This is a genomic window from Bacteroides sp. AF32-8BH, from assembly GCF_003435205.1.
Classification (GTDB): Bacteria; Bacteroidota; Bacteroidia; order Bacteroidales; family Bacteroidaceae; genus Bacteroides; species Bacteroides ovatus.
The window spans coordinates 123688-137659 of the sequence record NZ_QVLZ01000016.1 but is presented as its reverse complement, the minus strand read 5'-3'; the positions used below and the strand labels follow the sequence as shown (position 1 = coordinate 137659).

Annotated in this window: 16 protein-coding genes; 8 read left to right on the top strand and 8 right to left on the bottom strand. The window is 41.4% G+C overall.

Translation table 11 applies throughout. The features are described 5' to 3' along the window. Positions 1–61: 61 nt before the first annotated feature. From DWZ47_RS13265 to DWZ47_RS13240, 6 genes are all read right to left on the bottom strand, one after another. Positions 62–439 (bottom strand): VOC family protein, encoded by a 378-nt coding sequence (locus tag DWZ47_RS13265; RefSeq protein ID WP_004304308.1) that lies wholly within the window; start codon positions 437–439, stop codon positions 62–64. A gap of 14 nt (positions 440–453) precedes the next feature. Then, positions 454–1599, bottom strand: coding sequence for a DUF4468 domain-containing protein (locus tag DWZ47_RS13260; RefSeq protein WP_117513451.1), 1146 nt, complete (start codon positions 1597–1599; stop codon positions 454–456). A gap of 13 nt (positions 1600–1612) precedes the next feature. Beyond that, positions 1613–2344: an MBL fold metallo-hydrolase gene (locus tag DWZ47_RS13255; RefSeq protein ID WP_117513449.1), complete on the bottom strand. Its 732-nt coding sequence runs from the start codon at positions 2342–2344 to the stop codon at positions 1613–1615. Positions 2345–2411: 67 nt separating this feature from the next. Next, positions 2412–3059 carry a pyridoxamine 5'-phosphate oxidase gene (pdxH, locus tag DWZ47_RS13250; protein ID WP_004300774.1) on the bottom strand — a complete coding sequence of 216 codons (648 nt, stop codon included), beginning with the start codon at positions 3057–3059 and terminating at the stop codon, positions 2412–2414. Between the two features lie 43 nt (positions 3060–3102). Continuing rightward, a complete protein-coding gene (locus DWZ47_RS13245; RefSeq protein WP_004300773.1) occupies positions 3103–3807 on the bottom strand; it encodes a pirin family protein in 705 nt (234 codons plus the stop codon). Between the two features lie 63 nt (positions 3808–3870). Next, entirely contained in the window at positions 3871–4872 is a 1002-nt protein-coding gene (locus tag DWZ47_RS13240) for a 2-hydroxyacid dehydrogenase (protein ID WP_117513447.1), read from the bottom strand. Positions 4873–5080: 208 nt separating this feature from the next. Here DWZ47_RS13240 and DWZ47_RS13235 point away from each other — a divergent pair, with 208 nt between their 5' ends. After that, entirely contained in the window at positions 5081–6526 is a 1446-nt protein-coding gene (locus DWZ47_RS13235) for an OmpP1/FadL family transporter (RefSeq protein ID WP_008648779.1), read from the top strand. Positions 6527–6609: 83 nt separating this feature from the next. Here DWZ47_RS13235 and DWZ47_RS13230 read toward each other — a convergent pair whose 3' ends face one another. Next, positions 6610–7899, bottom strand: coding sequence for a DcaP family trimeric outer membrane transporter (locus DWZ47_RS13230; protein ID WP_004321443.1), 1290 nt, complete (start codon positions 7897–7899; stop codon positions 6610–6612). A gap of 163 nt (positions 7900–8062) precedes the next feature. Between DWZ47_RS13230 and DWZ47_RS13225 the strand changes: the two genes are divergently transcribed. From DWZ47_RS13225 to DWZ47_RS13205, 5 genes are all read left to right on the top strand, one after another. Beyond that, the gene (locus DWZ47_RS13225; protein ID WP_004300768.1) at positions 8063–8569 is read left to right on the top strand and encodes an RNA polymerase sigma factor; all 507 of its coding nucleotides are present in this window, start codon (positions 8063–8065) and stop codon (positions 8567–8569) included. 239 nt (positions 8570–8808) lie between these two features. Beyond that, the gene (locus DWZ47_RS13220; protein ID WP_117513445.1) at positions 8809–9489 is read left to right on the top strand and encodes a queuosine precursor transporter; all 681 of its coding nucleotides are present in this window, start codon (positions 8809–8811) and stop codon (positions 9487–9489) included. Positions 9490–9497: 8 nt separating this feature from the next. Then, on the top strand, positions 9498–10157 hold the full coding sequence (gene queC, locus DWZ47_RS13215) for a 7-cyano-7-deazaguanine synthase QueC (RefSeq protein WP_117513443.1): 660 nt from the start codon (positions 9498–9500) through the stop codon (positions 10155–10157). A gap of 579 nt (positions 10158–10736) precedes the next feature. After that, positions 10737–11192: a preQ(1) synthase gene (queF, locus tag DWZ47_RS13210; protein WP_117513457.1), complete on the top strand. Its 456-nt coding sequence runs from the start codon at positions 10737–10739 to the stop codon at positions 11190–11192. 37 nt (positions 11193–11229) lie between these two features. Continuing rightward, positions 11230–11865 (top strand): HD domain-containing protein, encoded by a 636-nt coding sequence (locus tag DWZ47_RS13205; RefSeq protein ID WP_117513441.1) that lies wholly within the window; start codon positions 11230–11232, stop codon positions 11863–11865. Positions 11866–11925: 60 nt separating this feature from the next. Here DWZ47_RS13205 and rlmH read toward each other — a convergent pair whose 3' ends face one another. After that, positions 11926–12399 carry a 23S rRNA (pseudouridine(1915)-N(3))-methyltransferase RlmH gene (rlmH, locus tag DWZ47_RS13200; protein WP_115484014.1) on the bottom strand — a complete coding sequence of 158 codons (474 nt, stop codon included), beginning with the start codon at positions 12397–12399 and terminating at the stop codon, positions 11926–11928. Between the two features lie 127 nt (positions 12400–12526). On the opposite strand from rlmH, the gene DWZ47_RS13195 reads away from it, so the two are divergent. Continuing rightward, positions 12527–12919, top strand: a complete 393-nt coding sequence (locus DWZ47_RS13195) for a DUF4783 domain-containing protein (protein WP_117513439.1) — start codon at positions 12527–12529, stop codon at positions 12917–12919. Next, complete coding sequence (nadC, locus tag DWZ47_RS13190; RefSeq protein WP_004300759.1) at positions 12912–13760, top strand: carboxylating nicotinate-nucleotide diphosphorylase; 849 nt, start codon at positions 12912–12914, stop codon at positions 13758–13760. The genes DWZ47_RS13195 and nadC overlap by 8 nt, the downstream gene beginning before the upstream one ends. Positions 13761–13972 lie beyond the last annotated feature (212 nt).

The window sequence follows — 13972 nt, the reverse complement described above, 5'->3', positions numbered from 1 at the left end:
AGAACTGTAAAATATAAAAGAGGTTGTGCCAACGTTTTGACACAACCTCTTTTATATAAAATCACTTCTGTGGGAGTATTTCAATCCAGTAATCATCCGGGTCATTAATGAAATAAAGCCCCATGGCAGTGTTCTCAAAACATACACAATTCATTTCTTTGTGATAGGCCCTGATTGCATCGTAATCACCGGCTACACGAAAACATAGGTGACTTTCGTTTTCCCCCAGTTCGTATGGAGCAGTATGATCTTTGAGCCATGTCAATTCCAATAGGAAACCTGTTTCATTATCTGTCAGGTAAACTAGTGTGAATGAACCGTCGGATGCTTCTTTCCGATGATGTTCTTTTAAGCCGAGTGCTTTCTCATAAAAAGCGATACTCCGCTCCAGATTTGTAACGTTGATATTAAAATGGTCAAATTTACTTTTTATTTCCATTGTTGCAATTTTCCTTATTTTTTCATTAAGAGTTTCACAATTTCTCCAACATAGGTACGGGGTTGTCCGGCTTGCGGAGTTGTCTGTGAAGGCATTTTCTTACATTCGATAACAGCTGAAGGAGTTGTCTGGTTCGGGGCATACAATTTCAGTGTATAGCTGTCTGCCTTTTCTATTGCCTCATAAGGTTGGTCGGGTGAAAGTGTGCAATACGCAACAGCTTTTCCTGATTGATAACCTAATGCACCACCTGCATTTGCAGTCATATTGGTCATGTTGAACTCATCTTTTCCAATACTGATTACTAATTTACCACTTCCCATTAAGGCATATACTTCGCCCGGAATTTGTTTCAAATCAATTTCTGTATAACCCGGCATATCTGTGGAAGCTTTGCCTACTGGAGTAGCAGGAGTGAGAGTCGCAGCAGGAACTGTAGTTTGAACGGGTTCGGCGGTCGTCACTTTAATATCAGTCTTTTTATCTGTGCCACCAATGATAATCGGGCCTGCGGCTGCAACGATTGATGGAGTTTGTTGCTCTTCTTCTTTCTTCTTTTTCTCCGTCTTCGGACGGGTGTCAGGTGCTCCGAAAGCTACTGCTACATCCATAAACATATCATCTGCGAAGTCTACAGTTTTTCTACGCCATTTAGCCAGGCCGCGCACTAATTTGGTCTTTGCTTTATTGAGCGCATATTTATCAGTAATCCATTCTTCCGCTTTGTATTTCTCTGTTTCACGGTAAGTGAAACGGATTTTCTCAAGCTCTACCAGGCAGTTGCCGGGTTTACAGGTAACAGTAATCTGATAGTTGACCAGTGTACGGTCTAATGACAGGGCACTGGATTTAAAGACAATCCATTCTTCTCCTATACCGGCAATTGTCCCCTTTGTTTCGTCAGAGAAAACAATGCGGCTATCAATATTTTTATTTTCTTTCAGACGTTCGTCCATCCACTTTGTCATTGTGTCGTAGATTTGTGCCTGACTCATTCCGGGAATCTGGAACTCTTTGGAAAATACTACTTTACCATCTACTTCAGGAACAGCTCCTACAAGGTACCTGGTGTCATCTTTCTTCTCTTTTGCAGAATCTGCCTTCATCGCCATCGGCAATGCAAGGAACAGGGTAAGAAACAGAATCGTAAATTTATTCATAATTATCATGTGTTTATTTGGTAATCTCAAAACTTTCGCCCCGATGGGTGATGCTGATAAAACGGCATCCGGCATTTTCAGCAAAACTACAAAGCGCATTCCCCCCCTCATAATCTTCACTGAAGTGCATGGGCACAAATATAGTAGTTTTTATTTGTTCGATGAACTGTTTTGCCCCTTTCATGTAATCTTTTCCCATTCTCCGATCCACCGGGAATAGTACTAAATCGATGTTTGGCGCTTTTTCTTTTAAATATTTAACTTCTGCAAGGAAATTACCATTGGCTTTTCGGATCTCTTCTTCAGTAGATTCCTCACTCCAATGCCAGTTGTTCAAGTCGCCGGCATGGAAAATACTCCAATCTTGCAGGTGAAGCAGGAACGAACTGCCGACATCCGTTGAGCCGAAAGCATCGATACAAATTGTCTCGTCTTCGTATGTTTCTCCTTTCTTAATATAGAAAGCATCTTCGGTTTTGGCACGGTGGGACTTCAAAATATCTTTGGAGAAAATATATTGAATGTCGGGGCGTTGTTCTTTCCAAGTCAATATCTCACGATTAAAGTGGTCGGGATGGAAATGGGTGGCCAATACATATAGCTTACCCGGCCTTTGCAGGAGATAATCATGTACGATTCCCCGGTTATGTTCCGTTTCGGAAGAATCTTTGTAGTAATCGATGATAACGGTTACACCTTCCATTTCGATGGCGAAACCGCTGTGATAAATATAATCCAGTGTCATAAGCTGACTATTTTATAGTTGCAATATTACGTATTCTAGTTGGAGTTGCCAAGAAAAATCGACGAAATCAAGGAGCAAGACGACTGATTTTCCATTCCCCGTCCGGTTGCAGGGTATATAGAAAACGGTCATGCAGACGGTTGGGGCGTCCTTGCCAGAATTCAATCCTTGTAGGGGTAACGGCATATCCGCCCCAATTATCGGGCCTCTCCACTTCTTTTCCGATCCACCGGGCTGCCTCCCTGACAAAAGACCGTATTAATTGCATTCGGCTTGTTATAGGTTGACTTTGGGGAGAAATTCGTGCACCGACCCGACTTTTATAAGGACGTTTCCGGAAATATTCATCCGATTCTTCCGGAGGAACTTTCGTCGCTATTCCCTCTATATGTATTTGTCTTTCGAGGGCGTGCCACACAAAAGAGAGGGAGATATACGGATTTTGTGCCAATTGCCTGCCTTTACGGCTTTCATAATTGGTATAGAAGACAAATTTTCCATCATGGAGCCCTTTTAATAATACGGTACGCGTGGACGGTCTCCCTTCAGGGGATACGGTTCCTACAATGACAGCAGTTGGTTCATCCACCTCTGCGTCAATTGCTTCTTGTAGCCAACGGTTGAAAAGCGAAAGCGGGTCGCCCGGAAGTTCATTTTCCCGCAACCCGCCTTTCGTATATTCCTGTCGGATATCTGCAATGTTTAATTTCGCCATAAGATTATCTGGCAGTTTTAGTTCTTAATTTCTAATGATGGAATCACATAGGTACTTCTATTAATAGAATATGTGAATCTTTCAGTGTCTCCAGTTCGAAACTGTTGGTATCGTAAACACCCATACCGTCCCGGCGTTTCAACACTTCGCCATCTACTACAATTTCTCCTTCAATGAGGAAAATATAGACGCCTGCATGACTTTGATGCATGTGATAACCCAGTTTCTTTCCGGCTTCTACTTTACCGATTGAGAACCAGGTGTCTTGCAAAAGGGAAGCAGGTGTACTGCCGTCGGGAGATACGATGACTGCCAGTTCATTCGGACGTTCCAACTCTGTGATACTGAAATCCTGATAAACGGGACGGGTGTTCCGTTCTCTTGGCATAATCCAGATTTGCAGGAATTCTACCGGTTCTACAGGGCTTGCATTCACTTCACTGTGGAAGATTCCCGTTCCGGCACTCATTGTCTGAATTTCTCCAACAGTAATGATGCGGCTGTTCTTCTTGCTGTCTCCATGTTGCAGATGTCCTTTCAGAGGGATGGAGATGATTTCCATATTCTTATGCGGGTGAGTCTGAAAACCTTCTCCGGGTGCAACTTTGTCATCATTCAATACGCGAAGGGCACCAAAGTTGATACGATTGGAGTCGAAGTATTCGTCAAAACTAAAAGTATGGTAACTATCCAACCAATCGTACTGGGAATGTCCTCTTGTATCTGCTTTATGTATTACTTTTTTCATAAAATCTGTCCTTTCTCTTATTTGTTTATATGTTTTGTAAACAAAGAAAGGAGCTTAAAAGTTTTATTTCTTCACTTCATTTAGCAAAGGCTTATGATTGATAAAATCTTTTATGTTTTGCAGGGTGGTCACCGCAATATTCTCCATCGCTTCATGTGTGAAAAAAGCTTGATGAGAAGTGACTATCACATTGTTGAATGAAAGTAAGCGGGCGAGTACATCATCGTCGATGATGCGGTCGGATTGATCTTCATAAAAGTATTCGCTTTCTTCCTCATATACGTCCAGTCCTGCGGAACCTATTTTCTTGTTCTTCAACCCTTCAATCAATGCATTGGTATGAATCAGCTGTCCACGACCGGTATTGATAATCATAACTCCGTCTTTCATTTTGCTGATAGAGTAGTCGTTAATCAGATACTTGGTCGCTTCGGTGAGCGGGCAATGCAAAGAGATGATATCCGAATTGTGATATAGTTCGTCCAGTGAAGTATAAACTATTTGTTCTTCACGGGCGAAGTTATGGTCCGGATAGAGGTCGTAAGCCAATATGTTCATTCCAAACCCTTTTAAGATGTGAATCAGTATTTTCGCGATTTTTCCTGTACCGATGATGCCTGCTGTTTTTCCGTGCATATCGAATCCCATCAGACCGTGCAGGGAGAAATTACCATCTTTGGTACGCCAGGAAGCACGGGGAATTTTCCGGTTTAGCGATAACATAAGAGCTACGGTGTACTCTGCAACGGCATAAGGAGAGTAGGCAGGAACCCGTACTACGGTAATTCCGGCAGCGGCGGCAGTATCCAAATCTACATTATTAAATCCGGCACAGCGTAGTGCCAATAGTTTTACTCCGTTGGCTGCCATCACACGGATTACTTCTGCGTCGGCAACGTCGTTCACAAAGATGCAGACAGCATCCACTCCTTGTGTCAGTAGTACGTTGTTCTTATTCAGATGCCCTTTGTAGTAGCGTATCTCAAACCCGAACTCTTTGTTTTTGTCATTGAAAGAGGACTCATCATAAGGCTTTGTGCCGAAAAATGCAATTGTATAGGCCATAATATTATTCTATAAATTATATAATATTAAACGTTGGAACAGGTGAATTTGTTTAATCAATCCATCATTCGAAAAACAGATTGTTTCATTAGAAACAGTTTGATTTTTCAATTAAAATGGCGGATAAATGAAAATAAGTGCACAAATATGTGCTCCCTGTGCAATATTGTTATATCTTTGCGCCGAAATAATTTTAAAAAAGATTTAGATGAGAAAAATTTCGTTGATTGGTCTTGCAATGTTGATCGTTTCAATTCCAACTTTTGCCGGAGATTATCTAACCAATACGAATCAGAATGCTGCTTTCTTACGCATGATAGCCCGCGGCGCTTCCATCGATGTTGATGGAGTTTATAGTAATCCTGCCGGACTGGCATTTCTTCCCAAAGATGGTCTTCAAGTAGCACTTACTATTCAAAGTGCATATCAGACCCGTGATATTGCTGCAACAAGTCCTTTATGGACCATGGACGGACAGACTACTGTGCGTAATTATGAAGGGACGGCTTCTGCTCCCGTTATTCCTTCCATACATGCTGTCTATAAAAAAGGTGATTGGGCGTTTTCCGGTAGCTTTGCCATTGTAGGTGGTGGTGGAAAAGCTTCTTTCAACACAGGATTGCCTATGTTTGATGCGGCTGCTATTAGTTTGGCAAATTCTGCGAGTGGAGGGATGCTGAAACCTAATATGTACAATATTAATTCGGCTATGGAAGGTCGTCAGTACATCTATGGTTTTCAGTTAGGAGCAAGTTATAAGATTAATGAACACTTCTCTGTTTTTGCTGGTGCGCGTATGAATTATTTTACTGGTGGATATAAGGGGCACTTAAATATTAGTCTGAAAGAGGGTGTGGCTCAACAGTTGGGTGCTGCTATAGTACAACAAATCATGGCTGCTAATCCTGGTATGAGTTTGGAACAAGCAACTCTGGCAGCTCAGGCACAATCGGGTCCTTTGCTTCAAAAACTGGATGATACAAAGATTGAGCTTGATTGTGACCAGACAGGTTGGGGATTGACGCCTATTATCGGTGTAGATGCTAAATTCGGAAAGTTGAATTTGGCAGCGAAGTACGAATTTAAGGCTAATATGAATATTGAAAATGATACGCATACGCGTGAGTTTCCGGATGCAGCTGCGGATTTTATGGCACCTTATGCGAATGGTGTGAACACGCCGAGCGACCTTCCTTCTATGCTTTCTGTAGCAGCAAGTTATGAATTTTTGCCATCGTTGAGAGCGTCGGTAGAATACCATTTCTTTGATGATAAGAATGCCGGTATGGCGGATGGCAAACAGAAGACACTGAAACATGGTACACACGAGTACTTGGCCGGTGTTGAATGGGATATCAATAAACTGTTCACAGTCAGTGGAGGTTATCAGAAAACAGACTACGGATTGAGCGATGCTTTTCAATCAGATACAAGTTTCTCTTGTGATTCTTATTCTGTAGGTTTCGGAGGTCGCATTAATTTCACACAGGCATTGAGCCTTGATGTTGCTTATTTTTGGACTACATACAGTGATTATACCAAAGAAAATCCACGACGGGGTGGTTTGCCTGAATCAATGGCATCATTAGTAGATAAAGACGTTTATAGCCGTACCAATAAAGTATTTGGCGTGAGCGTGAACTACAAGTTCTAAATTTCTAATCCTTTATATGTATAGAAAAGCCGTCTCGGACATGATGTTGAGACGGCTTTTTTGTTTTACTGTTCTATGTTTATTTAGAAAGAATACTGTACCAGCATATTCAACCGGTTAGCGTGACGAGTTGCGGAACTGAAATCAGTGCGCCATCCTCTTAAATATTCAACACCGACTTGCAGGTTACTGCTTACATTCCAGAAAGCATTAGCTACCAGGTATTGTCCTTTGCGATAGGATTCCGGATTTTCACTTGGATATCCGTTTTCAGAATAAAGTCTGGATAAACTATATGTACCGGATATAAAGATGCTCGGACAAAGGTTGTATTGCAACCCTGCATACCATCCCAGCATTGGGAGAACCTGCATTTTTCCCTCATTATCAGGATCGGGAACGATATCTACGTTCAGATTACTTAAATCGTTCAGGTAAGATCCGATACCTTTTCCATAATTAAACTGTCCGAATGCCTGTAATTTCTTCGTAATATTGAAAGTTGTAGATGCTTGCAGACCGAAGCCGGTGGCGGAATAGGCTTTCTCATGAACGTTACTTGAGTAAGTCATACTACGGACAATAGCACCTAATTTAACGTGACTGCTACTATTCCAGTTATACTGTACGGAAGTGGCAAAGTCCGGCATTCGTTGGGTGTTGATAGACAAGTCATTGTTGGTTGTACCGTCTACTGAAGGCATTTCCATTGAAACACCGAATTTCCAGTTTTTCAACTTATCGCACATATAGCTCAATTGCGTAGTGCGGTAAAAGGCTGATCCGTTAGGACCTGCAAAGTCGATGGTAGGAGGCAGTGCGGAGAGGTCCATGAACGAACCGTAGCTGTATCCGATCGTGAAACCGAGGAATTGCGCATAAGCATTCTGCAATTCAAAGGTTTTTCCGTCACCCCGGAAGTTTCCGGCTGTGTAGACAACGAAGTCTCCCAGATGTTTCGTACGTCCTACCAGTTTGAGGAATAGGGTAGAAGTGGTGATGTCCATCTGGAATTGATTCTTGGCAAAATTGCCGCTTCCGCGTTGTGGAATCAATGCCGGATAGAAATCGACATCATTTACGATACCGTTAAAGTCATACTCTGCTGTTGCACGAACGTATCCTCCGATACCCAGGGCAAATTTCCCTTTCTGGTCGGTTAGCAGGAAACGGGGAGCATTCGGGTCGTGGAAACGCATCTGCGAACGGTCGTTCATGATTCGGATGATTTCATCTCCTGCTTTGTTTTTCGAAACAAACATGATAGAATTCGGTTCTTCATCTTCGATGACTACCTTCTGTTGTGCATAGGCACAGAGGGGGAAAATTCCTATCCCCAGTAGCATAGCTACCATTTTAAAGCTTGTTTTCATTATCAGTTAAGTTTTAGGTGAATGCCCAATGAACAACTAAAAAAAGAAATGGTTGAGAGGGGCAAAGGAAAAATTGCCAAACTAATCGGAAGAATTGCTATTTATAATGATTCTAAAAAAACGGACCTTTGTATCGTACTAATTAGATAAAGGAAATACGACGATGGAAAAAGTTGATTTTACTCAAGGAATATTAGCGATACAACCGGATTTGCATCGCTTCGCATATAAATTGACGGCAGACCGCGAATCTGCTAATGATTTGGTTCAGGATTGTTTGTTGCAGGCATTAGATAATCAGGAGAAGTTTACGTATAGCAAAAATCTGAAGGGATGGATGTATACGCTTATGCGTAATATTTTCGTGAACAACTACCGTCGCACAGTTCGTGAAATGAACCTGATTGATGATAGTTACTCCATCAATCAACAACATCTGATAGAAGATGAAGATGCTGATAGATTCGAGTTTACGTATGATATGAAACAGTTGTACCGGGTGATACATTCCATACCGGAAGAGATGAAAGTGCCTTTTCAGATGTTTGTAGCCGGATTTAAGTATAGAGAAATTGCCGAAAAATTAGGATTGCCGATGGGAACGGTAAAGAGCCGTTTGTTTTTCATCCGTAAGCGGTTGAAAGAGGAATTGAAAGACTTCTCCTCTTGATGCGGATGCCTGATTGAGTGATGTGTTTTTAAGGTCAAAGTGATGAGCCTTCCTGTCAGAATACGACGACTGACAGGGAGGCTTATTTTTTCTTCAATTATCGGGAAGACAGATTCTGGTAAGATGAATGTGATAATTCCAGTTTTATTTTTTACCTTTGCACTCCGAAAGAATAAAAAATGTATGATGCCGTGAATAGCGGTCGTGTATTCTAGAACACCACGTAAAAAACAGGAATTATGAAAGAAAAAGTATCTGTACCCTTTATGCTGCTGAGCATTCTGTTTAATGTCTGTCTCATTGCAGCCAATCTTCTTGAAACAAAAGTAATTCAGGTAGGTAGTCTGACCGTGACAGCCGGATTATTGGTTTTTCCTATTTCTTATATTATTAATGATTGTATCGCCGAGGTTTGGGGATTCAAGAAAGCGCGGCTCATCATTTGGAGCGGTTTTGCCATGAACTTCTTCGTGGTTGCTCTTGGGTTGATAGCTGTTGCCATTCCGGCTGCTCCTTTCTGGGAGGGCGAGGAACATTTCAATTTTGTGTTCGGTATGGCTCCCCGTATTGTGGCTGCCAGTCTGATGGCTTTTCTGGTAGGCTCATTTCTCAATGCGTATGTGATGAGTAAGATGAAAGTAGCCAGTCAGGGGCGTAACTTTTCGGCCCGTGCCATCTGGTCGACTGTTGTAGGTGAGACTGCCGATTCATTGATTTTCTTCCCGGTAGCTTTTGGTGGAGTTATTGCCTGGAAAGAACTGCTTATCATGATGGGGATTCAGATTGTGCTGAAATCCATGTATGAAGTTATTATCCTTCCGGTGACAATTCGTGTGGTGAAAGCAATCAAGAAAATAGACGGTAGCGATGTTTACGACACCAATATCTCTTATAATGTATTGAAAGTCAAAGATATTTAATATAGAATATGAATAGAGAAGCAGCATTGGTTGTGTTTAGTGGTGGGCAGGATTCTACCACTTGTTTGTTTTGGGCAAAACGCAACTTTAAGAAAGTATATGCCTTGAGTTTTCTTTATGGTCAGAAGCATCAGAAAGAAGTGGAGCTTGCACGGGAGATAGCCCGGAAAGCGGAAGTGGAATTTGATGTGATGGATGTTTCCTTTATCGGACAGTTAGGTCATAATTCATTGACCGATACTACGATGGTGATGGATCAGGAAAAACCTGCAGATAGCGTTCCTAATACCTTTGTTCCGGGACGTAATCTGTTTTTTCTAAGTATCGCAGCAGTATATGCCCGTGAACGTGGTATTAATCATTTGGTAACGGGAGTTTCTCAAACAGATTTCAGCGGTTATCCCGATTGCCGTGATGCCTTTATCAAATCTCTTAATGTAACTCTCAATCTGACTATGGATGAACAATTTGTGATTCATACCCCTTTGATGTGGATTGATAAGGCAGAAACATGGGCATTGGCCGACGAACTGGGGGTATTGGAACTGATTCGCACCGAGACTTTGACCTGTTATAATGGCGTTCAGGGAGATGGTTGCGGACATTGCCCGGCTTGTACATTGCGTCGGGAAGGATTGGAAAAGTATTTAAAAAGTAAGAATCAATAATATCTCTACATAGAGATTAAAATGCGTTTTTTTGCTGTCATCTGTCACATTGTTGTAGATAAATGTTTGATTATAAGATTTCTAGTTTGTGACAGCAAGTAGTGACAGCAGCTAAATTTGACATTTTGCCGTCACATCTATTGTCACCGGTAAGTTCTAATTAATAAATGATAGTAGTTTCTGTCCGGAATGTATTGGCTTAGATTAGTTTCAACAGCTTGAAACTGTTGTTTCATCAGTGAGAAACTAAAGTTTCAACGGTAGGAAACTAAAGTTTCTAACGCTTGAAACTATAAGTTCCAAGACTTGAAACAGTTTGTTCCAAGTAATGAACACTTTGTTTCAAGGCGGGAAACACATTGTTTCAGGCAATGAAACACACCGTAACAAGTAAGATGAGGAGAAAGCAAACGTAGGATAAGAGTTGATGGTGATAGGTGATAGATGCGGTGATAGGTTATAAAATGAATCCTTCACCACTAAAACCTTGATGAATAAGGCGTTTGAGGCAGGACGGTGATAGGTGAAAGAAGAAATGCGTTTTTTTGTTTAGAGTAGAGGTTGTAGTTAATGAGTGCAATGACAGAATTAAAAAACCAACTTTCCTTATTAGGAAGAAAAACCGAGTATAAACAAGATTATGCTCCTGAAGTACTGGAAGCCTTTGATAATAAGCATCCTGAAAATGATTACTGGGTACGTTTCAACTGCCCGGAGTTCACAAGTCTGTGTCCTATTACCGGACAGCCGGACTTTGCCGAAATACGTATCAGCTACATTCCTGATATAAAAATGGTAGAAAGTAAGAGTTTGAAACTCTATCTTTTCAGTTTCCGCAGTCATGGAGCCTTTCATGAAGATTGTGTGAATATCATAATGAAAGATCTTATCCGATTGATGAATCCCAAATACATAGAAGTAACGGGAATATTTACTCCTCGTGGTGGTATTTCCATTTATCCGTATGCCAATTATGGTCGTCCGGGAACAAAGTTCGAACAGATGGCAGAACATCGTTTGATGAATCGGGAATAATATAAATAAAAGAATTCATTAGCTAAAAAGATCGAATATGACTCATCATGTGCCTGCTGAATTGCAAAACTATGTTCGGCAAAGTATTATCCCTCAATACACTAACTTTGATAAAGCGCATCAAATTGACCATGTAGAAAAGGTTATTGAGGAAAGTCTGAAATTAGCGACTCATTATGAAGTCGATTATTCGATGGTTTATGTCATCGCTGCTTATCATGACCTGGGGTTGTATGAAGGACGTGAATTTCATCATATAACCTCCGGCAAAGTGTTGTTAGCCGACGAAACTTTGCGGCGTTGGTTTACGGATGAGCAGCTGTTGCAGATGAAAGAGGCGATAGAAGATCATCGGGCTTCCAATAAACAGGCTCCCAGAACAATCTATGGAATGATTGTTGCCGAGGCTGACCGAATTATTGATCCCGAAGTTACTTTACGTCGTACCGTACAATATGGGCTGTCTCATTATCCGGAGATGGATAAAGAAGAGCAATATGCCCGTTTTCGGAAACATCTAACTGAAAAATATGCAGAAGGAGGGTATCTGAAGTTATGGATACCCCAATCGGATAATGCCGGACGGTTGGCAGAACTTCGGAATTTGATTACTAATGAAGACGAACTCCGGCAGGTATTTAATAAACTTTATATAGAAGAGAAGAATGGATAATGATATCCATCTTCTTTATTGTATAATTCATTTTTCACGGTACATCTTTGTGGATGTAGTTTATTCATGATGATACGGCCCTCCATTCAATATAGTCATCGCCCGATAAATCTGCTCAACGAATATCAGCCGGATCATCTGATGTGAGAAAGTCATCTTCGACATTGAAATCTTTTCGTGTGCCGCTTGATAAACCTTTTCTGAAAAGCCATAAGGTCCTCCGATAATGAATACCAGTCGTTTGTTGACCGTGTTCATTTTTCGCTTCATATATTCGGCAAACTCCAGAGAACGCATTTCTTTTCCGTGCTCATCGAGCAATACCACCACGTCGCCCGGTTGGAGAGCTTTCAATATCAGTTCCCCTTCCTTTTCTTTCTGCACTTCCATTGAAAGACTCTTCGTGTTTTTCAATTCAGGAATCACTTCCATGTCAAAAGTGAAATAGCGTTTAGTGCGCTGGATATAGTCGTTGATAGCAGTTATATAGTGTTGTTCTACGGTTCGTCCTACGACGAGCAAGGTTGTTTTCATACGTCTACAATTCTGATTATTGCACAAAAATAGGCATTTTTTATGTTATTCTGCAATTAATGCTTACCTTTGCCTATCATTAGTTGAAAGTTTAAGCCTTTAAACTTCAACTTAAAAGCTTGTAATTATGAAAAAACGAGTGCTCGTAGGAATGACCGCATTGCTTCTTTCCCTCTCGTTGCTGATGGCGCAAGAGATACCGGCAGGAGTGATTACGGCATTTAAAAGAGGAAGCTCGCAAGAGCTAAGTAAGTATATGGGGGACAAGGTAAACCTGGTGCTCCAAGGTCGCTCGACAAACGTTGACAAACAGAAAGCAACAGCTATGATGCAGGAATTCTTTACGGAGAATAAAGTCAGCGGATTTAATGTGAACCATCAGGGAAAACGGGACGAATCAAGTTTCGTTATCGGTACGTTGGCTACTACTAATGGGAACTTTCGTGTGAACTGCTTCCTGAAGAAAGTGCAGAATCAATATTTAATACATCAAATAAGAATTGACAAGATCAATGAATAAGGAAAAAGAACTGATCGACAAGTTGATCGATCTTGCTTTTGCAGAAGATATAGGTGATGGCGATCATACCACCCTTTCATGTATTCCCGCTACGGCAATGGGAAAATCAAAATTGCTTATCAAAGAAGCCGGTGTGTTGGCTGGCATCGAAGTAGCTAAAGAAATCTTCAACCGTTTTGATCCTACCATGAAAGTGGAAGTGTTTATCAATGACGGAACAGAAGTGAAACCGGGTGATGTAGCAATGGTAGTGGAAGGAAAAGTGCAATCTTTACTTCAGACCGAACGCCTGATGTTGAACGTGATGCAGCGTATGAGCGGCATTGCAACAATGACCCGTAAATATGCAAAGGTATTGGAAGGTACAAATACCCGTGTGCTTGATACCCGCAAAACAACTCCCGGTATGCGTATCCTCGAAAAAATGGCAGTGAAAATCGGTGGCGGAGTAAACCATCGTATTGGTCTGTTCGACATGATTCTTCTGAAAGACAATCATGTGGACTTTGCCGGAGGTATCGACAAAGCCATCACTCGTGCCAAAGAATATTGCAAGGAAAAAGGCAAAGACCTGAAAATAGAAATAGAAGTCCGCAGCTTCGACGAACTGCAGCAAGTTCTTGATCTCGGCGGAGTAGACCGCATCATGTTTGATAACTTCACTCCCGAAATGACAAAGAAAGCAGTAGAGATGGTAGCAGGCAAATACGAAACCGAATCTTCGGGTGGTATCACCTTTGATACTCTTCGTGAGTATGCCGAATGTGGCGTAGACTTCATCTCTGTAGGAGCTTTGACTCATTCAGTGAAAGGGCTGGACATGAGTTTCAAAGCATGCTGATAGTATATAATAAGCGGTGAACTGTAAGCGGTGAACGATAAACAGTAAACGGTGGATATTTTGTAGCATGATTATGCGCAGCTTTGTTCATCATTTACCGTTTATCGTTCATCGTTTTTTTCTTTCCCGTTTATTATTATCTATCCTTTAACTTCTTTTAGCAATATTCCTTGCAGCATTCCTCAAACTCTCGCGTCTAATGAGCAAACGAC

Bases quoted from the DNA above. Each gene is read 5' to 3' on its own strand.
- DWZ47_RS13265 (WP_004304308.1), bottom strand. From the start codon at position 439: ATGGAAATAAAAAGTAAATTTGACCATTTTAATATCAACGTTACAAAT.
- DWZ47_RS13260 (WP_117513451.1), bottom strand. From the start codon at position 1,599: ATGAATAAATTTACGATTCTGTTTCTTACCCTGTTCCTTGCATTGCCG.
- DWZ47_RS13255 (WP_117513449.1), bottom strand. From the start codon at position 2,344: ATGACACTGGATTATATTTATCACAGCGGTTTCGCCATCGAAATGGAA.
- pdxH (WP_004300774.1), bottom strand. From the start codon at position 3,059: ATGGCGAAATTAAACATTGCAGATATCCGACAGGAATATACGAAAGGC.
- DWZ47_RS13245 (WP_004300773.1), bottom strand. From the start codon at position 3,807: ATGAAAAAAGTAATACATAAAGCAGATACAAGAGGACATTCCCAGTAC.
- DWZ47_RS13240 (WP_117513447.1), bottom strand. From the start codon at position 4,872: ATGGCCTATACAATTGCATTTTTCGGCACAAAGCCTTATGATGAGTCC.
- DWZ47_RS13235 (WP_008648779.1), top strand. From the start codon at position 5,081: ATGAGAAAAATTTCGTTGATTGGTCTTGCAATGTTGATCGTTTCAATT.
- DWZ47_RS13230 (WP_004321443.1), bottom strand. From the start codon at position 7,899: ATGAAAACAAGCTTTAAAATGGTAGCTATGCTACTGGGGATAGGAATT.
- DWZ47_RS13225 (WP_004300768.1), top strand. From the start codon at position 8,063: ATGGAAAAAGTTGATTTTACTCAAGGAATATTAGCGATACAACCGGAT.
- DWZ47_RS13220 (WP_117513445.1), top strand. From the start codon at position 8,809: ATGAAAGAAAAAGTATCTGTACCCTTTATGCTGCTGAGCATTCTGTTT.
- queC (WP_117513443.1), top strand. From the start codon at position 9,498: ATGAATAGAGAAGCAGCATTGGTTGTGTTTAGTGGTGGGCAGGATTCT.
- queF (WP_117513457.1), top strand. From the start codon at position 10,737: ATGACAGAATTAAAAAACCAACTTTCCTTATTAGGAAGAAAAACCGAG.
- DWZ47_RS13205 (WP_117513441.1), top strand. From the start codon at position 11,230: ATGACTCATCATGTGCCTGCTGAATTGCAAAACTATGTTCGGCAAAGT.
- rlmH (WP_115484014.1), bottom strand. From the start codon at position 12,399: ATGAAAACAACCTTGCTCGTCGTAGGACGAACCGTAGAACAACACTAT.
- DWZ47_RS13195 (WP_117513439.1), top strand. From the start codon at position 12,527: ATGAAAAAACGAGTGCTCGTAGGAATGACCGCATTGCTTCTTTCCCTC.
- nadC (WP_004300759.1), top strand. From the start codon at position 12,912: ATGAATAAGGAAAAAGAACTGATCGACAAGTTGATCGATCTTGCTTTT.